The following is a 23,495-nucleotide window of genomic DNA, read 5'->3' as shown; positions in this document are numbered from 1 at the left end:
GACCTGTCTTCTTGAACCTCGAGGTGGGAATGCCGACTTGGCTGGTCACTGGTGGCGCCGGATTCATCGGTGCGAACTTCGTCCTGGAAGCGGTCTCGGCCGGAATCCGGGTGGTGAATCTGGACCTGCTCACCTACGCCGGGAATCTCGACACGCTGGCGTCGCTGGAGGGCCATCCCGGCCACGTCTTCGTCCAGGGCGACATCGGCGACCGCGCGCTCGTGGACGCCCTGCTGGCGCGACATCGCCCTGAGGCGGTGATCAACTTCGCGGCGGAGAGCCACGTCGACCGCTCGATCGATGGTCCGGCGGCGTTCGTGCAGACCAACGTGGTGGGGACGCTGGCGTTGCTCGAGACGGTGCGCGACCACTGGCGCGAACTGCGCCCGCCGATGCGCGAGGGCTTCCGCTTTCTGCACGTGTCCACCGACGAGGTCTACGGGTCGCTGGGCGCGTCCGGCCGGTTCAGCGAAACCACGCCCTACGCGCCGAACTCGCCGTACTCCGCGTCCAAGGCGGCCTCGGATCACCTGGTGCGTGCCTTTCACCACACCTATGGCCTGCCGACCCTGACCACGAACTGCTCGAACAACTACGGTCCCTACCAGTTCCCGGAAAAGCTCATACCGCTGGTGATCGCCAAGGCGCTCGCCGGCGAGCCGCTGCCGGTGTACGGCGACGGCCGCAACGTCCGCGACTGGCTCTATGTCGGCGATCACTGCGCGGCGATCCGCTTCGTGCTCGAACGTGGCGGCGTGGGCGAGACCTACAACGTCGGAGGCGACGCCGAGCGCGAGAACATCGAGGTGGTGAAGGCCATCTGCCGCCTGCTGGACCAGCGGCGGCCACTTGCGGACGGGCGCCCGCGCGCCGATCTGATCACCTTCGTGGCCGACCGGCCCGGGCACGACCGTCGCTATGCGATCGACGCCTCGAAGCTGCAGCGGGAGCTCGGCTGGCGTCCCGGGGTGACCTTCGAGGAAGGCATCGCCCGCACGGTCGACTGGTATCTCGACAACCAGGCCTGGGTCCGGCGCGTGCTCGACGGCAGCTATCGCCTGGAGCGGATCGGGAGCGCGGCATGACGCAACGACGCGGCATCGTGCTCGCCGGCGGCTCCGGAACCCGGCTCTACCCGATCACGCAGGGGATCAGCAAGCAGCTGTTGCCGGTCTACGACAAGCCGATGGTCTATTATCCGCTCAGCGTGCTCATGCTGGCGGGCATCCGCGAAGTGCTGGTGATCAACACGCCGCACGAGCAGGCGCTGTTCAAGGCGCTGCTCGGCGACGGATCGCAATGGGGCATGCGGATCGAGTACGCCGCCCAGCCCAGGCCCGAGGGCCTGGCGCAGGCGTTCCTGATCGGTCGCGACTTCCTGGAGGGACGGCCCAGCTGCCTGGTGCTGGGCGACAACATCTTCCATGGCCCGGGACTCACCGGGCTGCTTCGCGGCGCGGATGCGCGGACCCGCGGCGCATCGGTCTTCGGCTACTGGGTCCGCGATCCGCAACGTTACGGCGTGGCGGAGTTCGATGGCGGGGGGCGTGTCGTCGGCCTCGAGGAAAAGCCGTCCGAGCCGCGGTCCAACTACGCCGTCACCGGCCTGTACTTCTACGACGGGCGCGCGAGCGACTTCGCCGCGACCCTGGTGCCTTCGGCCCGCGGCGAACTGGAGATCACCGATCTCAGCCGTTGCTACCTCGACGAAGGTTCGCTGCACCTGGAGAAGCTTGGGCGTGGTTACGCCTGGCTGGATACCGGGACGCACCAGTCCCTGCTCGAGGCGTCGAATTACATCGGCACCATCGAGGCGCGGCAGGGACTGCGAGTGTGTTGCCCGGAGGAGATCGCCTGGCGCAACGGGTGGATAGATTCGGATCATTTGCGCACGCTGGCCGCGCCACTGGCGAAGAATGGCTACGGCGAATATTTGCTCGTGCTCGCCGAAAGCCCGGTAGTGACATGAGGGTGGTCGAAACCGACCTGCCGGGTTGCCTGATTCTCGAGCCGGGCGTATTCGAGGACGAACGTGGGTCCTTCTACGAAGCGTTCAATTACGACCGGCTCGCGGAATACGGGCTCGCTCCGGCCTTCGTGCAGGGAAACGTGTCCTTGTCCTCGCTCGACGTGTTGCGGGGCCTGCACTACCAATGGCCGAACCCGCAGGGCAAATACATGTCGGTACTGGAGGGCGAGGCCTGGGACGTCGCGGTCGACATCCGTCGCGGCTCGCCCACGTTCGGGCGCTGGACGGCGGTCCATCTCAGCGCCGCCAACAGAAGGCAGTTCTGGGTGCCCGAGGGATTCGCGCACGGATTCGTCGCGCTCTCCGAGAGGACGCTGATGACCTATCTCTGCACCTCGACCTACGATCGCGAAGCCGATGCCGGTATCCGTTGGAACGATGCCGACCTGGCGATCGACTGGCCCATCTCCAGCCCCGTGTTGTCGACGAAGGACGCACACGCGCCGTTCCTCGCCGACGTGCCGGAAGCGCGCCTGCCGCAGTACCGGGAATGAGAATCCTGTTGTTCGGCGCCGATGGGCAGGTCGGGCGCGAGCTGCGCCGCGCACTCGCGCCTCTGGGGACGCTCGTGCTCTCGACGCGGAACGGCAGGCTCGCCGACGGCGGCCGTTGCGAAGCCGCGGACCTGGAACGGCCGGATACGCTGGCCGCCCTGGTCGACCGTGCCGCTCCCGACGTCGTCGTCAACGCCGCCGCCGATACGGCGGTGGACTTGGCGGAGGCCGCGTCTGGACGCGCGTTTCGGGTCAATGCCGAAGCGCCCGCCGCCATCGCCGCCGCCTGCGCCCGACGCGGTGCCCTGCTGGTGCATTACTCCACCGACTACGTCTTCGACGACGGATCCGGGCGGCCGCGCCGCGAAAGCGACGCGCCCGCGCCCCTCAACGTCTATGGCGCCAGCAAGCTGGCCGGGGAGGAGGCGGTACGGGGCAGCGGTGCGCGCCATCTGTTGCTGCGCACGTCGTGGATCTATGCCGCGCATGGGCGAAACTTCCTGCTGACGATGCTGCGCCTGGCGGCCGAGCACGGCGCCGTACGCGTGGTCGACGATCAGTTCGGCTCGCCGACGCCCGCCTCCTGGCTCGCCGACGCCACGGCTCGCGTGCTGCAGCGATCCCCTGCCGGTTCCGGCCTGTGGCATGTTTCCGCCGCGGGCTGCACCAGTTGGTACGGTTTCGCCGACGCCATCTTCGAACTCGCGCAGGCGCGTGGGCTGCTCGGCCGGCGCCCGGAACTGGTTGCGGTCGCGACATCGGACTATCCGGCGACGGCAAGGCGGCCGGGGCGTTCCTGCCTGGATTCTTCGCGTTTCCGGGAGGACTTCGGCATCGACGTGCCGGAGTGGCGCAGTGCCCTGGACGGGGTCCTGGCCCGGATGGCGGGCACGTCCGCGACGGATCCGCCGTGAACGGGGGAGGGCGGCCGCACCGCGCCATCCGGCCGCCGCGAGGGCGCCGCTTGCCTTCGGTCGCCGGCGCTGACATACACTAGGCGCCTTTCCGGTACGGATTCAGGAGGGTACTGCATGAAATTCCAGCCGATCGCCCTGGCGGTTGCACTGTCGGCCTGCGCCGGCGTTGCCGCCGCGCAACAGCCACAGCAGCAGCCCCAACCGCAGGCGCAGCAACAGCAGTTGACGCCGGAGCAGCAGGCGCAGTTGCAGCGCCAGGACGCGGACATGACCCGCGCCGCGCAACAGGTGGTGCAGATGATCGACGCCAACCAGGCCGGCGAGGTCTGGGACATGTCGACGGCGGCGGTCAAGCGGATGGTTCCGCGCGAAAGCTTCGTGCAGCAGATCACCGGCGATCGCCAGCGGCTCGGCGCGCCGAGCACCCGCGGCGACGCGGTGGTGTCGCGTTCGCAGTTCCAGGCCGGCGGCGAAGTGCCGGAAGGGATCTACATCAACGTCGCCTTCCCGACCAAGTTCGCCAACAACGAAGAGCCGGTGCGCGAGCTGGTGTCGTTCCGGCTCGACGAGGACAAGGTTTGGCGCGTTTCCGGCTACAGCCTGCGCTGACGTTGCTTGCCGCTGATTGCCCGCGACGGGATCCGCCTGGATCCCGTTGTCGTGTCCAGGCCCATCCGGCCCCGGCTTCCGGACGGCGGACGGCGGGCGGCGAGCGTCGGGCCCGGCTGCGCTCCCGCTCCGGTCGGGAATCCGGCCACAGAAGACCGCGTGATCCGATGACCGAGACGCCCGCCGCGCCCAAGCGCTCCGCGATCGACCGCTTCCTCAACATCGTCGAGTCGGGGGGCAACGCGCTGCCGCACCCGGCGACGTTGTTCGCGATCCTGGCCCTGCTGGTGATCGTACTGTCGTGGATCACCTCTCAGCTCGGCATGTCGGTGCAGCACCCGACCACCGGCGAGACCATCACCCCGGTCAACCTGCTGAGCGTGGCGGGGCTGCACCGCATCCTCACCGGGCTGGTCACCAACTTCACCAGCTTCGCGCCGCTGGGCACGGTGCTGGTGTCGCTGATCGGCATCGGCGTGGCCGAGCATTCGGGCCTGATCGGCGCCGCGCTGCGGCAGCTGGTGCTGGCGGCGCCGCGTTTCCTGCTCACGCCGGTGATGGTGTTCGCCGGGGTGATGTCGAACATGGCCAGCGAGATCGGCTACGTGCTGCTGGTGCCGCTGGCCGGGCTGGTGTTCCTGGCGGCCAACCGCCATCCGATCCTCGGCATGGCCGCCGCGTTCGCCGGGGTGTCCGGCGGCTACTCGGCCAACCTGCTGCTGGGCACGATCGACCCGCTGCTGGCGGGCCTTTCGCAGGAAGCCGCGCGGATCATCGACCCGGCCTACACCGTCAGCCCGGCGGCGAACTGGTACTTCATGATCGTGTCGACCTTCCTGGTCACCGGCCTGGGCTGGTGGGTGACCGAGCGGGTGGTCGCGAGGCGCTTTCCCGATGCGCCGAAGGAGGACGCCGACGGCAGAATCGAGCCGATGACCCGCGAGGAGCGGCGCGGCCTGCTGTTCGCGCTCGTCGCCAGCGCCGTGCTGACCGCGCTGGTGCTGTGGGGCACGCTGCCGGCCGACGGTTTCCTGCGCAATCCCGAGGACGGCGACCTGCTCAACTCGCCGTTCCTGCAGGGCATCGTCGCCCTGATCTTCGCCTACGGCGTGGTCGCCGGCGTCGCCTACGGGATCGGCGCCGGGACCATCCGCAGCGACCAGGACGTCATCAAGGGCATGGGCCAGAGCATGAGCACGCTGGGCGTGTACCTGGTGCTGGTGTTCTTCGCCGCGCAGTTCGTCGCGTTCTTCAACTGGACCCAGCTCGGGCTGATCTTCGCGGTCAACGGTGCCGGGGTGCTGGCGCAGCTGCAGCTGCCGGGGATCGTGCTGTTCGCCGCCTTCATCCTGCTGACCGCCTGCGCCAACCTGTTCATGGGCTCGGCCTCGGCCAAGTGGGCGCTGATGGCGCCGGTGTTCATCCCGATGTTCATGCTGCTCGGCTACTCGCCCGAGCTCACCCAGATCGGCTATCGCATCGGCGATTCGGTGACCAACATCATCTCGCCGATGATGAGCTACTTCGCGTTGATCATCGCCTTCCTGCAGCGCTACGAGCCGAAGGCGGGCATCGGCACGGTGGTGGCGGTGATGTTGCCGTATTCGATCACCTTCCTGATCGGCTGGACGATCCTGTTCTCGATCTGGATGGCGATCGGCGCGCCGATCGGACCCGGGTCGCCGTTGCACTACGTCCCGGCCGGTTGAACGCGGTCCGCATGCCGGCCTCGAAAGCGGGCGCAAGAAGCCTTTCCGACTCCAGCCGCCGACTGCCGCGAGCAACGCCGTGCTGATCACCCGACCGCTCCCGCCCGACACCGACCTGCTCGCGATCCATCGCCTGGCCCCGCCGCGCTACCCGCTGCTGCTGCAGTCGGTCGCCCACGGCACGGCGCAGGCGCGCTGGGACCTGCTGCTGCTGGCGAGCGGGCCGTCGCTGCGGCTCGATCCCGACGGCACCACGCGCGATGCCGCCGGGGCGCCGGTCGACGGCGGCTTCCTGGACGCACTCGACGCCCGCTGGCGCGAGCTGCGGCTGCCGCGGGAGGAGCCACGCTGGCCGTTCCGCGGCGGCTGGGCGCTGTTCCTGGGATACGAACTGGCGGGGCAGGTGGAGCCGGTGCTGCGGCTGCCTGCCGCGGCCGGAGCGCTGCCGGTGGCCTGCGCGCTGCGTTGCCCGGCGGCGATCCTGCGCGACCACGCCACCGGCGAGTGCGTCGCCCTGGCCGAGCGCGGCCACGGGGCCCTGCTGGCGCGGATCGCCGCCGACGCGGACGCCGGCGGCACGCTCCACGCCCCGCCGTGGCGCGCGCCGCGGACGCTGCACGAGGACGATGCCGATGCCTTCGTCGCCGGCGTCGCGCGGATCCTCGGTTATCTCGCCGCCGGCGACGTGTTCCAGGTCAACCTGTCGCGCGCTTGGCATGCGCGCTTCGACGCGCCGCCGGATCCGGCGGCCCTGTACGCGCGCCTGCGCGCGGTCAGCCCGGCGCCGTTCTCGGGGCTGTTCGCCGACGCCGGCTGCAGCGTGGTCAGCGCGTCGCCCGAGCGGCTGGTGTCGATCCGTGGCGACCTGGTCGAGACCCGCCCGATCGCCGGCACCCGCCCGCGCCTGGCGGGCGACGACGACGCGGCGCGGGTGCGCGAACTGGCCGGGCATCCGAAGGAGCGCGCCGAGCACGTGATGCTGGTCGACCTGGAGCGCAACGACCTCGGCCGTGTCTGCGTGCCGGGCAGCGTCGAGGTCGACGAGCTGATGACGGTGGAGAGCTACGCCCAGGTGCACCACATCGTCAGCAACGTGCGCGGGCGTCTGCGTGCCGGGGCCACGCCGGGCGAGGTGGTCGCGGCGGTGTTTCCCGGCGGCACCATCACCGGCTGCCCCAAGGTGCGCTGCATGCAGATCATCGCCGAACTCGAGGCGAGAGGCCGCGGCGCCTACACCGGTGCGATGGGCTGGCTGAACCGCGACGGCGACCTCGACCTGAACATCCTCATCCGCAGCGCCGAGGTCGAGGGCGACGTGCTGCGGTTTCGCACCGGCGCCGGCATCGTCGCCGACTCCGATCCGTTGCGGGAGCTGGAGGAGACGCGGGCCAAGGCGCGGGGGATGCTGCGGGCGCTGGGTTCCTGATGCAGTTGCATGGCTGCAATGGAGCGCGTCTTGTGCGCGTATCGCGCAGTGCCGCAGCGGAAAAGGCTGCCTGGCGCGGTATCCTGACAGCATGAGTCCGATTCCGATGTTTTGTGGAGGTGCCGGTGGGCGGCTCCGGTAAGGGCAGGCGCGCGATCGGCGTCCTGTTCGTGCTGTCGGCGCTCGCCGCCGGTGCGCTGGCGTACTGGGCGTACGCGCGCTACCAGGCGTTCGTGGACGGCCCGCTGTCCGGCATCGACGCCGGCGATACCGTGCTGGTCGAGCGCGGCGATTCCTTCCAGCGCGTGCTGGCGAAGCTGCGCGACGCCGGCGTGCGCGACGGGCACGAGCTCGAGTGGCGGCTGCTGGCGCGGCGGCTCGGCGCCGCCGGCCACCTGCAGGTGGGCGAGTATGCGCTCGAGCCCGGCACCAGCGCGCGCGAGGTGTTGCTGCGGATGCGCGACGGCAAGGTCGTCCGCCATCGTTTCACCATCGTCGAGGGCTGGAACATCCGTGAACTGCGTGCCGCCCTGGAGCGCGCCGATCCTCTGCTGAACGAGACCGCGGAACTCGACGATGCGGCGCTGATGGCCGCGCTGGGCCAGCCCGGCGTCCATCCGGAGGGCCGCTTCCTGCCCGAGACCTACCTCTACACCCGCGGCGACAGCGACCTGGACCTGCTCCGGCGCGCGAACACGGCGCTGGAGGCGGCGCTCGACGCCGCCTGGGCCTCGCGCGCCGAGGACCTGCCGCTGGCGTCTCGGGAGGAGGCGCTGGTCCTGGCCTCGATCATCGAGAAGGAGACCGGTATCGCCGAGGAGCGCGGCGAGATCGCCGGCGTGTTCGTGCGCCGGCTGCAGGCCGGCATGCGCCTGCAAACCGACCCCACGGTGATCTACGGCATCGGCAGCGGCTACGACGGCAACATCCGCCGCCGCGACTTGCAGACCGACACGCCCTACAACACCTACACCCGCGACGGCCTGCCGCCGACGCCGATCGCGATGGCCGGCGCCGAGGCGATCCATGCCGCGACCCATCCCGCGCCCGGCGACACCCTGTACTTCGTCGCCGTCGGCGACGGCAGCGGCCGCCACGTGTTCTCGCGCACCTATGCCGAGCACAACGCCGCGGTGCGCCAGTACGTGCGGCGCTACCGCGAACGCTTCGCGCCGGATTCGCAATGATCCGGCCGCCTTCCCATCCGCGCTTCGTGTCGCTGGAAGGCGGCGAGGGCGCCGGCAAGACCACGGTGCTCGAGGCGCTGCGCGACGCGTTGCGAAGCGCCGGCGAGGACGTGGCGTGCACCCGCGAGCCGGGCGGCACCCCGCTGGCGGAGATGATCCGTGGCCTGCTGCTCGACCCCGGCCACGAGCCGCCCGCCGCCGAGACCGAGCTGCTGCTGATGTTCGCAGCGCGCGCGCAGCACGTGCGCGAGACCATCCGCCCGGCGCTCGAGCGCGGCGCCTGGGTGCTCTGCGACCGCTTCACCGACTCCAGCTACGCCTACCAGGGGAGCGGCCGCGGGCTGGACACCGGCTTCATCGCCGCGCTCGAGCGGCACGCGGTCGGCCTGCAGCCGGGATTGACCCTGCTGCTCGACATCGACGTGGACCGCGGCCGCGCGCGGACCCGCGGCCGCGATCCCCGCCCGGACCGCATCGAGCGCGAGCGCGACGACTTCTTCGAGCGCGTGCGCGCCGGTTACCGCGCGCGCGCCGCCGCAGAGCCGGGCCGCTTCCGCGTGATCGACGCCGCGCAGGCGGCCGACGCGGTCGCCGCAGAGGCGGTGCGGCAGCTGCAGGCATGGCGGGCGCGGGCGTGACCGGGGGCTTCGCGCCCTGGCAGCAGCGCGCCTACGACCGCGCCGCCGAAGCCCTGGACAGCGGGCGCATGGGCCACGCCCTGCTGCTGTGCGGTCCGGCGCTGCTGGGCAAGCGCGCGGTCGCCGAGCGGCTGGCGCAGCACGTGCTGGGCTGCGGGCAGGACCCGCGCGCGCAACGGCTGTTCGCCGCCGGCTCCCATCCCGACTACAGTGCGATCGGCTTCATTCCGACCAAGGACGGCAGCCGCCTGCGCAGCGAGATCGTGATCGAGCAGATCCGCGAGTTGTCCGCCAAGCTGACCCTCACGCCGCAGTACGGCGCCTCCCGGGTCGCGCTGATCGACCCGGCCGACGCCATCAACCACGCCGCCTGCAACGCGCTGCTCAAGACCCTCGAGGAGCCGCATCCCGGCCGCTACCTGTGGCTGGTCGCGGCCAATCCGATGCGGCTGCCGGCGACGATCCGCAGCCGCTGCCAGCGGCTGGAGCTCCGCCTGCCGCCGCACGAGGAGGCGCTGTCCTGGCTGCAGGCGCAGGGGCATTCCACGGACGCCGCCGGCGAGGCGCTCGATGCCGCCCGCGGCCATCCCGGGCTCGCCGACGCCTGGCTGCGCGACGGCGGCATGGAACTGCGCCGCTCCGTCGCCGCCGATCTCACGGCGATCGCACGCGGCGAACTGGCGGTGTCCGAAGCCGCCCGCCGCTGGACCGACGACGACGCTGCTGCCCAGCGCCTGCGCCATGCCGCCGACCTGGCGGCGGCGCAGGCCGCCGGCTTGACCGACCCGATGCGAAGCCGCAGGCTGGTGGCGTGGTTCGACGCGGCCAATCGCACCCGCGACCTGCTGCGCACCACGGTGCGCGCCGACCTTGCGGTGATCGAACTGCTGCTGGCCTGGCGCGCGGACGCGGCCGGCCGGCGCGACGGACGAGGGAGGAGATGACCATGGCGGCAACCGGCGCGGGTGCGCGGCAGGGCATCCTGTCGCTGACGGTGAAAGACAAGGCGGCGCTGTACAACGCCTACATGCCCTATCTCAAGCACGGCGGCATCTTCGTCCCCACGCCCAAACGCTACTTCATCGGCGACGAGGTGTTCCTGCTGCTGGTGCTGCCCGAGTCGAACGAACGGCTGCCGGTCGCCGGCAAGGTGGTGTGGGTGACGCCGCCCGGCGCCCAGGGCAATCGCACCGCCGGCATCGGCGTGCAGTTCGCCGACACCGGCGAAGGTGAGGCGGTGAAGGGCAGGATCGAGACCCTGCTGGCGGGGACGCTCAACGCGGAAAAGCCCACGCACACGATGTAGGTCCCGCCGCCGTAGAGCGGAGCTTGCTCCGCTGCTCTCGGCTCCGGAGCCCGCGCAGCCGAGCAAGCTCGGCTCTACGCGGCCCGGCAGGCCGCACCTGCCATGGGGCCTTGTTCGTTGCGGCGGAGCAGGCCATGAAAATGGGCAGCCGACTCCGATGCGCCACGGGCGCAGTGCCGCGGTGTCCCCCGCCAGGCTGCTTCCGCAGCACGCGCATGGCACCGGCTCCGGCGCCCCTCGTAGAGCCGAGCTTGCCGGCTGCTCCTGGTTCCGGAGCCGACGCAGCGGAACGAGCTCCGCTCTACGGAGCACCGGCTCCGCATGCGCTAAGGGCGCAGCGCCGCGGCGTCCCAGCCCGGCCGCGGCGCGAAACGATCGCCGTGCTTGGCCTGCAGCGCCCGAAGCTTCTCCCGCAACGCGTCGGCGCCGGTCTCGCGGATGTACTGGATCGGGCCGCCACGGAACGGCGCGAAACCGGTGCCGAAGATCACCCCGGCGTCGAGCAGGTCGGCATCCTCGACCACCCCTTCGTGCAGCGCCGCCACCGCCTCGTTGAGCAGCGCCAGGACCAGCCGGTCCTCCAGGTCCTCCGGCGCCTCGTAGTCCTTCGGCAGCTCCGGCTTCTTCGGCTTGCCGTTCTCCCAGGCGTACAGGCCCTGGCCGTCCTTCTTGCCGCGCTTGCCGGGCTCGGGTGGTGTCGCCAGCGCCGGCGGAATCTCCAGGCCGAGGAACGGCGCCAGCTCCTGGCCGACGCCGGAGGCGACGTCCAGGCCGACGGTGTCGATCAGCTCGATCGGCCCCATCGGCATGCCGAAGCGCACCGCCGCCTTGTCGATCGCCGCGCCCGGCACGCCTTCCGAATACGCGGTCGCCGCCTCCAGCATGTACGGGAACAGCAACCGGTTGACCAGGAAGCCCGGCGTGCCGGCGACCGGCACCGGCAGCTTGTCCAGCGCGCGGCAGAACGCCGCCAGGCGCTTTTCCGTCTCCGGCGCCATCGCGTCGTGGCGCACGATCTCCACCAGCGGCATCTGCGACACCGGATTGAAGTAGTGCAGGCCGGCGAACCGGTCCGGGCGGCGGATGCCTTCGCGCAGTTCGGTCAGCGGGATCGACGAGGTGTTGCTGGTGAGCAGCGCGTCGGGCTTGAGCTTCGGCTCGACCTGCGCGTACAGCCCGCGCTTGGCGTCGGCGTCCTCGATGATCGCCTCGATCACCAGGTCCGCCTGCGCCGCCCCCGCGCCTTCCAGGTCGGACTGCAACCGCGCCGCGACCTCCGGGCGCTTGTTGTCGTCCTTGACCTTCTTCGCGAACAGTTCCTGCGCACGTGCGAGCGCCTTGTCGATGTAGGGCTGCTCGCGATCCTGCAGCGTGACCTGGAAGCCCTTGTAGGCCGACCAGGTGGCGATGTCGCCGCCCATCACCCCGGCGCCGACCACGTGCAGGCGGGTCACGCCATGGTCCTTGCCGCCCAGGCCCTTCAGCCGTTCCTGCAGGAAGAACACCCGGGTCAGGTTGCGCGCGGTCGGGGTGGCGGCCAGCTTGACCACCGACTTGCGCTCGGCCGCCAGCAGCGCCTGGGTGCCGCCGCCGCTGCGGCGCCAGGTCTCGATCATGGCGTAAGGCGCCGGATAGTGCTCCCTGCGCGCCTTGCGCGCGACCTGCTTGACCAGCACCGGCGCCAGGAGCTGCCGCGCCGGCCAGGTGTTGGTGAGCCAGCCCAGGAAGCGCTGCTTGAACGGCCGCTGCCGGCCCTTGCGCGCGAGCGTCGCGGCGGTATCGACCAGCAGCGCCGGTTCCGACACCTGGTCGACCAGCCCGGTCGCGCGCGCCGCCGAGGCCGACAGGCTGCGCCCGGTCAGCATCATGTCGAACGCCGCCGGCGCGCCCACCAGCCGCGGCAGCCGCACGCTGCCGCCCCAGCCGGGGTAGATGCCGAGCTTCACCTCGGGCAGGCCGATGCGCGTGGACGGATCGTTGCTGGCGACGCGGTAGTCGCAGGCCAGCGCGATCTCGGTGCCGCCGCCCATGCAGAAGCCGTGGATCGCGGCGACGGTGGGGCAGGGCAGCTCCGCCAGGCGCTGGAACACCTGCTGGCCGCGGCGGATCGAGTCGCCAATCGTGCCCTTGGCATCGAACTCGCGGAACTCGCGGATGTCGGCGCCGGCGATGAAGCCCTTGGCCTTGGCCGAGCGCAACACCACCGCCTGCGGTGGATCCAGCGCCAGCCGTTCCAGCAGGCTGTCCAGCTCGATCAGCACGTCCTGGGCGAAGGTATTGACCGATTCGCCGGCGCGGTCGAACGACAGCACGAGCACGCCGTCCTCGCGTTGCTCGGCTTGCCAGTGGCTGAAGCGCAGTCCGTCGAGGCCTGCAATCATCGGGACCATCCGTTAGGGTACGGGAATCCCTTATGATCCAGAGGTCGTTCGGCCGGCGTCAAATCCGCCCGTCGGAACGTTCCGCAGGCGCGTGGCGCCGCCGGAGATCGACGCATGGCTTGTGGCAGTGGCGCGCCGGCCCCAGATCCCATCACCGTAGCAAGCGGAACTTCGACCCCTGCCGAAGGTCACAGTGCCCAGCCGAACGGCCGGGCGAGAAGGAGCGCCGGCCCGATGGCCGAAAACGATACCCATCAGTTGGACCAGGAGCTGGTCAGGCGCGTGCAGCGCGGCGACAGCGCGGCTTTCGACCTGCTGGTACGCAAGTACCAGCACCGGATCGCGGCGCTGATCGGCCGCTACGTGCAGGACTGGAGCGAATGCCAGGACGTGGCCCAGGAGACGTTCATCCGTGCCTACCGTGCGATCGGCAACTTCCGCGGCGATGCCCAGTTCTACACCTGGCTGCACCGGATCGCGGTCAATACCGCCAAGAACCACCTCGTTTCCGGCAACCGCCGTCCGCCCACCGAGGACATCGACGTCGGCGACGCCGAGCAGTTCGATTCCGGCGTGCGCCTGCGCGACACCGATACGCCGGAGCGTGAACTGATGCGCCAGCAGTTGGAACAAACGGTGATGCGCGCGGTCGAAGGGTTGCCCGAGGAGCTGCGCGTGGCGATCACGTTGCGCGAAGTCGACGGACTGAGCTACGAGGAGATCGCCCAACGCATGGACTGCCCGATCGGAACGGTGCGCTCGCGCATCTTCCGCGCCCGCGAGGCGATCGACCTGGAGCTCAAACCCCTGATGGACACCGAAACAACAGCCGAGCGTGCCACCCGATGATGCCGACCGACGACAGCGACGCCCTGCAGATCGGACCCGATCCCGACAAGCTCTACCTCTACCATTGCCAGCAGCTGTCGGCGATGCTCGATGGCGAGCTGTCGCCGGACCAGGCCCGCTTCATGCTGCGGCGGCTGCAGCACGATACCGAGCTGGCCAGCTGCTGGGAGCGCTGGCAGGTCTGCGGCGACGTGCTGCGGGGACAGCGCAACGCGCTGCTGCCGGCGGACTTCGCCCAGCACGTCGCACGCGCGATCGCCGACGACAGCGGCGCCGCCGAGCCGGCACCGGCCGCCGCCGAGCGAACGCGCCTGTGGCGCTGGGGCGGTGGCGCGGCGCTGGCCGCCTCGGTGGCGATGGCGGCGCTGTTCGTCGCGCGCGAGCCGCTGCAGGCGCCGGGCGAAGGCGCCGAGGCGCCCGTGCCGACGATCGCCGCGGTGCCCACGCCCGAGGCGAGCGATGAGACGGAGACGCCTGGGGGCGACGCCGGTGCGCTCGAGTCCGGTCTCGCCCTGGCGGGTGCCGCGGCGGTCGCGGTCGCCGAGATCCCGCGCCGCAACGAGGAGCGGCGTTCGCGCGGCCAGAGCCAGCGCGCGGCGACCACGCGCGAGCAGCGCCGCGCGGAACAGGTGCCGGTTGCGGTGGCGGCGCGCAATCCGTCGCCGCCTGCAGTCGACCTGCAGGCGCTGCCGGTCCCGCCCGCCGCAGTCCTGTCCCCGACGGTTGCCGCCATCGATTCCGGAGCCGCCGCCGTCGATCCGTTCGCCGTGACCGCTGCCTTGCCGAGCCGTCCGTGGCCGCGCGCGGTCGCACCCGAGTTGAGCGGCCGCGGTGGCGGTTTCACGGTCGGTTACGGCGATTCCGGCGCCGCCGCCTCGTTCCACCCCTTCGAGCCGCGGATGCCCTCCGGCCTGGCCGGATCGAGTGCGGCCGGCACCGCGTTCGCGCCGGCCACCGCCATCGGCGCGTCCGCGGCCCCGGTCGCCGAGACCGACGCCGGGCCCGGCGAACCGCGCTAGCTGGCGACGCGTTCGGCGGGCGTCCGCCGACGCCGCTGGATAGCGGCACCGCACGATCACTCCCTTTCAACGATTTATCGAGGATGGTTCCCCGATGAAAGCCCCGCTACCTGCCGTTGCCCTCGTGCTGGTCACCGCTGCCGCCACCGCGGCGGCGGTGCTGCCCACTACCGAACCAGTCTCCGCGCCCACCGCCGCCGCCGCCGCCGCCGCCGCCCAGGAGACGGCGCCGCAGGCAGCGCGCGCGCCCGCGCAGCCGCTGGTGACCGGCCTCCCGGACTTCACCCGCCTGGTCGAGCAGGTCGGTCCGGGCGTGGTCAACGTCGAGGCGACCATCGGCGCGCCCACCGCGCAGCGCAGCCAGCGCCGCGGCGGGCAGATGCCCGAGGACGAAATGATTCCGGAGATCTTCCGGCGCTTCTTCGGCCCCGGATTCCCGTTCCCGGGTGGCCCGGGCGGGCCGCAGGGACCGGGCGGGCCCAGCGGCCCGCGCGGCACTTCGATGGGTACCGGGTTCCTGATTTCCGCCGACGGCTACGTGCTGACCAACCACCACGTCATCGACAACGCCGACGAGGTGAAGGTGCGCCTGCACGACCGGCGCGAGTTCACCGCCGAGGTCGTCGGCAGCGACGTGCAGTCGGACGTCGCCGTGCTCAAGATCGACGCCAGCGGCCTGCCGGTGCTGCGCGCGGGCGATTCGCGCCAGGTCAAGCCGGGGCAGTGGGCGGTGGCGATCGGCTCGCCGTTCGGGCTCGACCAGTCGGTCACCGCCGGCATCGTCAGCGCGGTCGGCCGTTCCAATCCCTACGCCAACCAGCAGTACGTGCCGTTCATCCAGACCGACGTCGCGATCAACCGCGGTAATTCCGGCGGGCCGCTGCTCAATACGAGTGGCGAGGTGATCGGCATCAACTCGCAGATCTTCAGCAACTCCGGCGGCTACATGGGCGTGAGCTTCGCCATCCCGATCGACATGGCGATGAACGTGGCCGAGCAGCTCAAGACCTCGGGCCGGGTGCAGCGCGGCCAGATCGGGGTGCAGTTCCAGGCCGCGAGCATCAGCACCGAGCAGGCGCGCGGATTCGGCCTGCCCGATACCCTGGGTGCGCTGGTGAACGAGGTCGTCCCCGGCAGCCCGGCCGAGAAGGCCGGCATCGAGGTCGGCGACGTCATCCGCGAAGTCGATGGCATCACCATCACCCAGCCCAGCGACCTGCCGCCGATCGTCGGCAACAAGGCGCCCGGCACGCGCGTGAAGGTCACCGTGTTCCGGGAAGGCCGGAACCGGGAGTTCGACGTCACCCTGGCGGAACTCGACGAAAGCCTGCTGGCGGGTATCCCCGGTCGTGGTGCGCCTCGCAGCGCGCCACGGCCGTCGGAATCGACTTCGTCCAATCCGCTCGGCCTGGTCGCGCAGGACCTGACCACCGCCCAGCGCCGCCAGCTCGGCCTGGAGGAGGACGAGGGCGTGCGCATCGTCGGTGTCGAAGGCGTGGCCGCCCGGCAGGCCGGGATCCAGCCCGGCGACGTGGTGCTGCGGGTCGGCCGTACGCCGGTCGGCAGCGCGTCGGCGCTGGACCGCCAGCTGCGCGACGTGAAGCCCGGGCAGACGGTGATGCTGCTGGTCAACCGCAACGGCGGCAGCCAGTTCGTCGCGGTCACCCCGCGCGGGGACGACGAGGAGTAGCGCGTCGGCGCCGACGTCGCTTGCAGTGGGAACGCCGGCGGCATGCCGCCGGCGGGAAGTCGCGCAGGTGGCCCTGGGGCGCCACCCGCTTTTTGTTCTCGGTCGCGACTTCCGTCGCTCCCACAAGTAAGGGCTCAGTGTCCCTGTGGGAGCGACGGAAGTCGCGACCTGATCGTGCCGGTGCCGACACCATTCGGTTCAGCCAGGTTCACGGGCGTCCGGAGCTTTCCGGCAGCGGCATACCGATATGTCGCTGCCGCTCCCGCGGCGGCATGCCAGCGGTCCGGAGCAGGCAACGGCTATGCGATAATGTCGCGTTTTTCACGCTGCACGGCCGCAGGGACGGCCCGCCTGACCCCCATGAGCGCCGATCCGATGCGGAACATCCGCAACTTCTCCATCATCGCCCACGTCGACCACGGCAAGTCGACCCTGGCCGACCGCATCATCCAGCTGTGCGGCGGCCTGGCCGAACGCGAGATGGCGGCGCAGGTGCTCGACAACAATCCGATCGAGCGCGAGCGCGGCATCACCATCAAGGCGCAGTCGGTCTCGCTGCCGTACACCGCCAGGGACGGGCAGACCTACCAGCTCAACTTCATCGACACCCCCGGCCACGTCGACTTCAGCTACGAGGTCAGCCGCTCGCTGGCCGCCTGCGAGGGCGCGCTGCTGGTGGTCGACGCCGCCCAGGGCGTGGAGGCGCAGTCGGTCGCCAACTGCTACACAGCGGTCGAGCAGGGCCTGGAAGTGGTGCCGGTGCTCAACAAGATCGACCTGCCGACCGCCGACGTCGACAAGGTGAAGGCCGAGATCGAGGCGGTGATCGGCATCGACGCCACCGACGCGATCGCGGTCAGCGCCAAGACCGGGCTCAACGTCCAGGACGTGCTCGAGGCGATCGTCACCCGGATCCCGCCGCCGGTACCGCGCGAGACCGACAAGCTGCAGGCGCTGATCATCGATTCCTGGTTCGACAACTACCTGGGCGTGGTCTCGCTGGTGCGGGTGATGCAGGGCGAGATCCGGCCAGGCGGCAAGATCCTGGTGATGTCGACCGGGCGCTCGCACCAGGTCGACGGCGTCGGCGTGTTCACGCCCAAGCGCAAGGCGCTCGACGCGCTGCGCGCCGGCGAGGTCGGCTGGATCAACGCCAGCATCAAGGACGTGCACGGCGCGCCGGTCGGCGACACCCTCACCCTGGCCGCCGATCCGGCGCCGAAGCCGCTGCCCGGCTTCCAGGAAATGCAGCCGCGGGTGTTCGCCGGCCTGTTCCCGGTCGACGCCGACGACTACCCGGACCTGCGCGAGGCGCTGGACAAGCTGCGCCTGAACGACGCCGCGCTGCGCTTCGAGCCGGAGAGCTCCGAGGCGATGGGCTTCGGCTTCCGCTGCGGGTTCCTGGGCATGCTGCACATGGAGATCGTGCAGGAGCGGCTGGAGCGCGAGTACGACCTCAACCTGATCAGCACCGCGCCCACCGTGGTCTACGAGGTGCTCAAGACCGACGGCAGCATCGCCCCGCTGGACAACCCGGCCAGCCTGCCGCCGGCCAACCAGATCGAGGAGGTGCGCGAGCCGATCATCCGCGCCAACGTCCTCACCCCGCCCGACTACGTCGGCAACGTGATCACCCTGTGCGAGGAGAAGCGGGGGCGCCAGATCGGCATCCAGTACATGGGCAGCCAGGTGCAGATCAGCTACGAGCTGCCGATGGCGGAAGTGGTGCTCGACTTCTTCGACAAGCTGAAATCCGTGTCGCGCGGCTACGCCTCGCTCGACTACCACTTCCTGCGTTTCGACGCCGGCCCGTTCGTGCGCGTGGACACGCTGATCAACGGCGACAAGGTCGATGCGCTGTCGATCATCGTCCACCGCAGCCATGCCGACCGCCGCGGCCGCGAGTTGACCGAGAAGATGAAGGAACTGATCCCGCGCCAGCAGTTCGACGTCGCCATCCAGGCCGCGATCGGCTCGCAGATCATCGCCCGCACCACGGTCAAGGCGCTGCGCAAGAACGTCCTGGCCAAGTGCTATGGTGGCGACATTTCGCGCAAGAAGAAGCTGCTGGAGAAGCAGAAGGAAGGCAAGAAGCGGATGAAGCAGGTCGGACGGGTCGAGATCCCGCAGGAGGCCTTCCTGGCGGTGTTGAGTAGCAGCCGTGATTCGTGATCGAAAGGCCGTGATTCGCGATTGGGGATTCGTGATTCGCAAGAGCGGGTGCCGTACGCGGCTGTTGCTTTTGCGAATCACCAATCACGGATCACCAATCCCGGCTCCGAAGGAGCACAAATGAAATGGTTTGAAATCGCCCTGGTGGTGCTGACCCTGGCCACCGGCATCATCTGGCTGCTCGACCGGTTGTTCTTCGCCAAACGCCGCGCCGAACGCGCCGGGCTGCTGGAGGAGAAGGAGCCGGTGGTGGTCGACTACGCCAAGGCCTTCTTCCCGGTGCTGGCGGTGGTGCTGATCCTGCGCAGCTTCGTGGCCGAGCCGTTCCGGATCCCGTCCAGCTCGATGATGCCGACCCTGCTGATCGGCGATTTCATCCTGGTCAACAAGTTCGCCTACGGCCTGCGCCTGCCGATCAGCAACCGCAAGTTCGTCGACATCGGCGCGCCCGAGCGCGGCGACGTGGTGGTGTTCCGGCCGCCGCACCAGCCGGACCAGGACTGGATCAAGCGCGTGGTCGGCCTGCCCGGCGACGTGATCGAGTACCGCGACAACAAGGTCTACGTGAACGGCGAGGTCTTCGGCTACCAGCCGGTGGGGGACGGCCGCTACGTCGGCGAGGGCCGCGGCCGCGAGATGACCGGCGCCGAACTGCTGGTCGAGCGCATGCCGGGCCGGGAACACCAGGTGCTGGAGATCCCCGACCTGCCGTTCGATCCGGGGCAGGGCGAGTGGACGGTGCCGGAAGGCGAATATTTCGTGATGGGCGACAACCGCGACCGGAGCGACGACAGCCGGTTCTGGGGCTCGCTGCCGGAACGCCAGCTGCGCGGCAAGGCCTTCCTGGTCTGGATGCACTGGGACGGCAGCGCCGGCGGGGTCGATTTCGACCGGATCGGCAACGGGATCCGGTAGTATCCGTATCGAACGCGCACTCCTTGGGGGAGAAGGGCAATGAAACGCAAGCAGAAGGGATTGACCCTGCTGGGCTTCGTGATCGTGTTGGCCGTGGTCGGGTTCTTCGCCTACATCGCGATGAAGCTGTTCCCGATGTATTCCGAGTACTACAGCGTGCGCGCGGCGCTGAAGGGGCTGTCGCAGGAGGCGGGCATCGCCAACCAGGATCCGGCGCGGATCCAGGACCTGTTCTTCCGGCGCCTGTACATCAACTACTCGGAGAACGTGAAGAAGGAGCACGTCAAGCTCAAGCGCGTCGACAACGGCTGGCAGATGGACGTGCAGTACGAGGTGCGCCGGCCGATGGTCGCCAACCTCGACGTGGTCGGGAAGTTCCAGACAACGCAAATGCTCACGCGTGGCGCCGGCGAAGCCAACTGAGCCCTTCGGCCATCGCTTCGCCGACCAGGGCCTGCTCGCGCAGGCCCTGACGCATCGCAGCGCCGGGGCGCCGCACAACGAACGGCTGGAATTCCTCGGCGACGCGCTGCTCGACCTGATCGTCGCCGAGGCCCTGTATGCGCGCTGGCCGCGCGCGGACGAGGGTGCGCTGACCCGCGCCCGCGCCGAACTGGTCCGCGAGTCCACGCTCGCGCGGCTGGCGCGCGAACTCGACCTCGGGCCCAGGCTGATGCTCGGCCCGGGCGAGATGAAGTCCGGCGGCCATCGCCGCGACTCGATCCTCTCCGACGCGCTGGAAGCGGTGATCGCCGCGATCTACCTCGACGCCGGCTACGACGCCTGCCGCGCCGCGGTGCTGTCCTGGTTCGCGGCCGAGCTGGACGGGTTCGAGATCGCCAAGGTCGGCAAGGACGCCAAGACCCGCCTGCAGGAGGCGCTGCAGGCGAAGCAGCGGCCGCTGCCGGCCTACGAACTGCTGGCCGAGTCCGGCGACGACCACGCCAAGACCTTCCGCGTGCGCTGCAGCGTGTCCGAACCGGAGGTGTCGGCCGAGGGCGAGGGCGGCTCGCGCCGCGCCGCCGAGCAGCTGGCGGCGGAAGCCGTGCTGGCCGCGCTGGCACGCCTGGACTGATTCCCTGCCGGCGCATTCCCGCGTCGCGTGGCCGCATCCCGATCGTAGAGCGGAGCTCGCTCCGCTGCTTCCGGCTCCGGGGCCTGCGTCAGCGGAGCGAGCTCCGCTCTACGGGAGGGGCGGGCATGGCGCGGGAGATGCGAGGCAGGCACGGCCGTGGGCTCACCGCGATTCCGGCTGGCCCGGGCCTACAATGCCTGCATGAACGACACTCCCCGTTACCACGCCGGCCACGTCGCCGTCATCGGCCGCCCCAATGTCGGCAAGTCGACGCTGGTCAACGCGCTGGTCGGCGCCAAGGTCAGCATCGTCTCCAACCGCCCGCAGACCACGCGCCACCGCCTGCTCGGCATCGCCACCTTCCCACAGGGGCAGCTGGTGCTGGTCGACACGCCCGGCCTGCACCGCGACCAGGGCAGGGCCAGTGCATCGGCGATGCACCGCTGGATGAATCGCGCCGCCCGTGGCGCGCTCGAAGGCGTGGACGCGGCCTTGCTGGTGGTCCAGGCCGGGCGCTGGGACGAGGAAGACGGCGCCGCCTACGCGGTGCTGCGCGAGGCCGGCGTGCCGGTGGTGCTGGTGGTCAACCAGGTCGACCGCCTGCGCGACAAGGCCGCGCTGCTGCCCTACCTGGCCGAGGTCGCGCGCGAGCGCGAGTTCGCCAGCGTGCACCCGGTCTCGGCGCTCAAGCGCATCGGACTGGAGGCGCTGGTCGACTCGGTCCTGCCGCTGCTGCCGCAGCAGGACGCGCTGTACGGCGAGGACGAGATCACCGACCGCAGCCAGCGCTTCCTCGCCGCCGAGCTGCTGCGCGAGCAACTGATGCGCCTGCTCGGCGCCGAGCTGCCGTACGCCACCACGGTGGAGATCGAGCGCTTCGAGGAGGACGGCGCGATGTACCGCATCGGCGCGGTGATCTGGGTCGAGCGCGAGGGCCAGAAGGCGATCGTGATCGGCAAGGGCGGCACCCGCCTGCGCGAGATCGGCACCAAGGCGCGGCAGCAGATGGAGCGCCTGTTCGACCGCAAGGTCTTCCTCGAGACCTGGGTGCGCGTGCGCGAGGGCTGGTCGGACGACGAGGCGGCGTTGCGGGCGTTTGGATATGGAGAGCCGGGATTGGGGAGTCGGGATTCGTGATTCGCAAAGGCGGGGCATGGACCTGTCGTCGCGAGCTAGTGCGCGGCTTCGATATGAATCCGGCGGGAATGGGATCCTGATCCGGCAAAGTCCGCGGATCCCGCTCGTCAGCTTTTTCGAATCCCCAATCCCCAATCCCGGCTCTCATGCGCTACACCCAAGAACCCGCCTACGTCCTGCATGCGCGCCGCTGGCGCGAGACCAGCCTGCTGGTGGAGGTGCTGAGCCGGGAGCACGGCCGGCTGGGGCTGGTTGCGCGCGGCGTGCAGGGGCCGAAGCGGCAGGCGCTGCGTGCCGCGCTGCAGCCGCTGCAGCACATCCGCCTGGAGGCGACCCAGCGCGGCGAACTGGCCTGGCTGTCCGCGGCCGAGGCGATCGACCAGGCGCCGCGACTGGCCGGCGATGCCGGGATGGCGGGCTTCTACGTCAACGAGCTGCTGCTACGGCTGGCGCCGCGGCAGGATCCGCGCCCGGAGCTGTATGCGCTGTACGGCCAGGTGCGCATGCGGCTGCGGGAGCAGGCACCCCTGGCGTGGACGCTGCGGCGGTTCGAGCGCGACCTGCTGGAGGCGCTGGGCGTCGGCTTCGCCTTCGACGTCGACGGCGACGGCGTGCCGATCGACCCGGCCGCGCGTTACCTGCTCGATGCCGAGCACGGCCCGCGCCGACTGCTGGGAGAGCGCGACGGCGGCGAACGCGGCCGCACCGCGACCGGCCGCGCGCTGCTGGCGCTCGCCGCCGACACCATGCCCGGGCCGGACGACCTGGCCGGGCTGCGCCGCAGCCTGCGCACCGTGCTGGCGCATCATCTCGGCGCGCGTGGACTGAAATCCTGGGAGCTGATGGCGGAGCTGGGTCGGATCGGAAGCGGCAACGGCTGATCGCGACGCAGGGGTGGAAACCTCCCGAAGGGAAAAGGGAAAAAGCCCTTCTCCCTCTGGGGCGAGACCGCACGGCTTGCGCGCCACCGGCGCGTGTGCGGTGGAGCGCCCGCGCCGCTGGCGCGGGCCGGGGGGCGGAGCGGGGGGCGAGGGTACGGCGAAGCGGCAGCGGGTGCGGAACAGGTCGGCCGATCCACGCCAATGGATTTATTCCGGACAGCAGTGCGCGCAGGTGGAAATCCGGCACGTCGATGTCCATCGCATGCATCGAAGGACGCCCGCGGAACCGGTGCGACGGTTCATCCGCCGCCGCCGTCCGCAGCGGGCGCGGCTTGCAGGGTCTCCGCCGCCACTGACAGGAAATGCCGCAATGCCGGGTCGCTGGCGGGGTCGCCCTGCAGCATCGCCGCCGCCGCCTGCAGCCGCGCGGCGCCGACGAATCCGCAACCGGCGCGCAGCTTGTGCAGGGCCGCGCCCATGGCCGTCCGGTCGCCGCCGGCGGCCGCAGCCATCACGGCGTCGCGCGCGCCTGGCAGTTCGGCCAGGAACAACCGGCGCAGGGCGGCGACGTTCGTCGCGCTGCCGCCCAGCGCGGCCGTGGCGGCGATGTCGTCCCACACCGGCGCGGCCTCCGCGGCGTCCGCGTCGCCGGCATCCTGGGGCGGATGGCCGGGCGTCGCATCCGCGTCCCGTCCCTGCAATGCGTCGCGGATCGCCGCCTGCCAGGCCGCTGCGGTCAGCGGCTTCGTCACCACCGCCTGGAAGCCCTCGGCCAGCAGTCGCGCGCGCTCGGCCGTCTCGTGCGCTGCGGTGTGCGCGATCGCCGGGGTCCGCAGTCCTCGCGCACGCAGCCAGGCGAGCAGGCCGCCGCCGCTGCCGTCGGGCAGGTTGACGTCGAACAGCCACAGCGCGTGCGCGCCGGACAGCGCCAGGGTGCGGGCCTCGGCGACGGTGGCGGCCGGTTCGACCTCGGCCGGCAGCGCCTCGGCCGCCAGGCAGAGGAAATGGCGGCTGGCGGGTTCGTCCTCGAGCAGCAGCAGTTTCGGCTTCATGGCGCGCTT

The 23,495-nt window shown here is 70.6% G+C and carries 22 protein-coding genes; 20 read left to right on the top strand and 2 right to left on the bottom strand.

Features of this window, described 5'->3' with window-relative positions:
* Window positions 1-29: 29 nt before the first annotated feature.
* The 11 genes from rfbB (at window position 30) to U3649_RS16335 (ending at window position 10,315) form a co-directional block, all read left to right on the top strand.
* A complete protein-coding gene (gene rfbB, locus U3649_RS16385; RefSeq protein ID WP_407352360.1) occupies window positions 30-1,085 on the top strand; it encodes a dTDP-glucose 4,6-dehydratase in 1,056 nt (351 codons plus the stop codon).
* Window positions 1,082-1,969, top strand: a complete 888-nt coding sequence (gene rfbA, locus U3649_RS16380) for a glucose-1-phosphate thymidylyltransferase RfbA (RefSeq protein WP_407352359.1) — start codon at window positions 1,082-1,084, stop codon at window positions 1,967-1,969. Before rfbB ends, rfbA begins: the two co-directional genes overlap by 4 nt.
* Window positions 1,966-2,523 (top strand): dTDP-4-dehydrorhamnose 3,5-epimerase, encoded by a 558-nt coding sequence (gene rfbC, locus U3649_RS16375; protein ID WP_407352358.1) that lies wholly within the window; start codon window positions 1,966-1,968, stop codon window positions 2,521-2,523. Before rfbA ends, rfbC begins: the two co-directional genes overlap by 4 nt.
* A complete protein-coding gene (rfbD, locus tag U3649_RS16370) occupies window positions 2,520-3,437 on the top strand; it encodes a dTDP-4-dehydrorhamnose reductase (RefSeq protein ID WP_407352357.1) in 918 nt (305 codons plus the stop codon). The genes rfbC and rfbD overlap by 4 nt, the downstream gene beginning before the upstream one ends.
* A 117-nt stretch (window positions 3,438-3,554) precedes the next feature.
* Window positions 3,555-4,049, top strand: coding sequence for a DUF4019 domain-containing protein (locus U3649_RS16365; protein WP_407352356.1), 495 nt, complete (start codon window positions 3,555-3,557; stop codon window positions 4,047-4,049).
* 167 nt (window positions 4,050-4,216) lie between these two features.
* Window positions 4,217-5,758, top strand: coding sequence for an AbgT family transporter (locus U3649_RS16360; RefSeq protein WP_407352355.1), 1,542 nt, complete (start codon window positions 4,217-4,219; stop codon window positions 5,756-5,758).
* A gap of 79 nt (window positions 5,759-5,837) precedes the next feature.
* Window positions 5,838-7,184: an aminodeoxychorismate synthase component I gene (locus tag U3649_RS16355; protein WP_407352354.1), complete on the top strand. Its 1,347-nt coding sequence runs from the start codon at window positions 5,838-5,840 to the stop codon at window positions 7,182-7,184.
* Window positions 7,185-7,309: 125 nt separating this feature from the next.
* Entirely contained in the window at window positions 7,310-8,371 is a 1,062-nt protein-coding gene (mltG, locus tag U3649_RS16350; protein WP_407352353.1) for an endolytic transglycosylase MltG, read from the top strand.
* A complete protein-coding gene (gene tmk / locus U3649_RS16345) occupies window positions 8,368-9,009 on the top strand; it encodes a dTMP kinase (protein WP_407352352.1) in 642 nt (213 codons plus the stop codon). Before mltG ends, tmk begins: the two co-directional genes overlap by 4 nt.
* On the top strand, window positions 9,006-9,953 hold the full coding sequence (locus tag U3649_RS16340) for a DNA polymerase III subunit delta' (protein ID WP_407354646.1): 948 nt from the start codon (window positions 9,006-9,008) through the stop codon (window positions 9,951-9,953). The genes tmk and U3649_RS16340 overlap by 4 nt, the downstream gene beginning before the upstream one ends.
* A 2-nt stretch (window positions 9,954-9,955) precedes the next feature.
* On the top strand, window positions 9,956-10,315 hold the full coding sequence (locus tag U3649_RS16335) for a PilZ domain-containing protein (protein WP_407352351.1): 360 nt from the start codon (window positions 9,956-9,958) through the stop codon (window positions 10,313-10,315).
* Window positions 10,316-10,641: 326 nt separating this feature from the next.
* Here U3649_RS16335 and U3649_RS16330 read toward each other — a convergent pair whose 3' ends face one another.
* Window positions 10,642-12,696, bottom strand: a complete 2,055-nt coding sequence (locus U3649_RS16330; RefSeq protein ID WP_407352350.1) for a 3-hydroxyacyl-CoA dehydrogenase NAD-binding domain-containing protein — start codon at window positions 12,694-12,696, stop codon at window positions 10,642-10,644.
* 234 nt (window positions 12,697-12,930) lie between these two features.
* Between U3649_RS16330 and rpoE the strand changes: the two genes are divergently transcribed.
* The 9 genes from rpoE to recO all read left to right on the top strand — a co-directional run bounded on the left by rpoE (window position 12,931) and on the right by recO (window position 22,434).
* Window positions 12,931-13,545, top strand: coding sequence for an RNA polymerase sigma factor RpoE (gene rpoE, locus U3649_RS16325; protein WP_370563333.1), 615 nt, complete (start codon window positions 12,931-12,933; stop codon window positions 13,543-13,545).
* Window positions 13,542-14,564 (top strand): RseA family anti-sigma factor, encoded by a 1,023-nt coding sequence (locus tag U3649_RS16320; protein ID WP_407352349.1) that lies wholly within the window; start codon window positions 13,542-13,544, stop codon window positions 14,562-14,564. Before rpoE ends, U3649_RS16320 begins: the two co-directional genes overlap by 4 nt.
* A gap of 94 nt (window positions 14,565-14,658) precedes the next feature.
* Window positions 14,659-16,254: a Do family serine endopeptidase gene (locus U3649_RS16315; protein ID WP_407352348.1), complete on the top strand. Its 1,596-nt coding sequence runs from the start codon at window positions 14,659-14,661 to the stop codon at window positions 16,252-16,254.
* Window positions 16,255-16,629: 375 nt separating this feature from the next.
* A complete protein-coding gene (gene lepA, locus U3649_RS16310; RefSeq protein WP_407354645.1) occupies window positions 16,630-18,426 on the top strand; it encodes a translation elongation factor 4 in 1,797 nt (598 codons plus the stop codon).
* A 120-nt stretch (window positions 18,427-18,546) separates the two neighbouring features.
* On the top strand, window positions 18,547-19,341 hold the full coding sequence (gene lepB, locus U3649_RS16305; RefSeq protein WP_407352347.1) for a signal peptidase I: 795 nt from the start codon (window positions 18,547-18,549) through the stop codon (window positions 19,339-19,341).
* A 39-nt stretch (window positions 19,342-19,380) separates the two neighbouring features.
* The gene (locus U3649_RS16300) at window positions 19,381-19,764 is read left to right on the top strand and encodes a DUF4845 domain-containing protein (RefSeq protein ID WP_149194967.1); all 384 of its coding nucleotides are present in this window, start codon (window positions 19,381-19,383) and stop codon (window positions 19,762-19,764) included.
* The gene (gene rnc, locus U3649_RS16295) at window positions 19,742-20,416 is read left to right on the top strand and encodes a ribonuclease III (protein ID WP_407352346.1); all 675 of its coding nucleotides are present in this window, start codon (window positions 19,742-19,744) and stop codon (window positions 20,414-20,416) included. The genes U3649_RS16300 and rnc overlap by 23 nt, the downstream gene beginning before the upstream one ends.
* A gap of 201 nt (window positions 20,417-20,617) precedes the next feature.
* The gene (era, locus tag U3649_RS16290; protein WP_407352345.1) at window positions 20,618-21,553 is read left to right on the top strand and encodes a GTPase Era; all 936 of its coding nucleotides are present in this window, start codon (window positions 20,618-20,620) and stop codon (window positions 21,551-21,553) included.
* 146 nt (window positions 21,554-21,699) lie between these two features.
* Entirely contained in the window at window positions 21,700-22,434 is a 735-nt protein-coding gene (gene recO / locus U3649_RS16285; protein WP_407352344.1) for a DNA repair protein RecO, read from the top strand.
* 299 nt (window positions 22,435-22,733) lie between these two features.
* Here recO and U3649_RS16280 read toward each other — a convergent pair whose 3' ends face one another.
* Entirely contained in the window at window positions 22,734-23,486 is a 753-nt protein-coding gene (locus tag U3649_RS16280) for a response regulator (RefSeq protein ID WP_407352343.1), read from the bottom strand.
* Window positions 23,487-23,495 lie beyond the last annotated feature (9 nt).

It is taken from the genome of Luteimonas sp. R10, from assembly GCF_045689605.1.
GTDB lineage: Bacteria > Pseudomonadota > Gammaproteobacteria > Xanthomonadales > Xanthomonadaceae > Luteimonas.
Note: the sequence above shows the minus strand (reverse complement) of the source record. Positions and strands in the feature narration are given on the sequence as shown.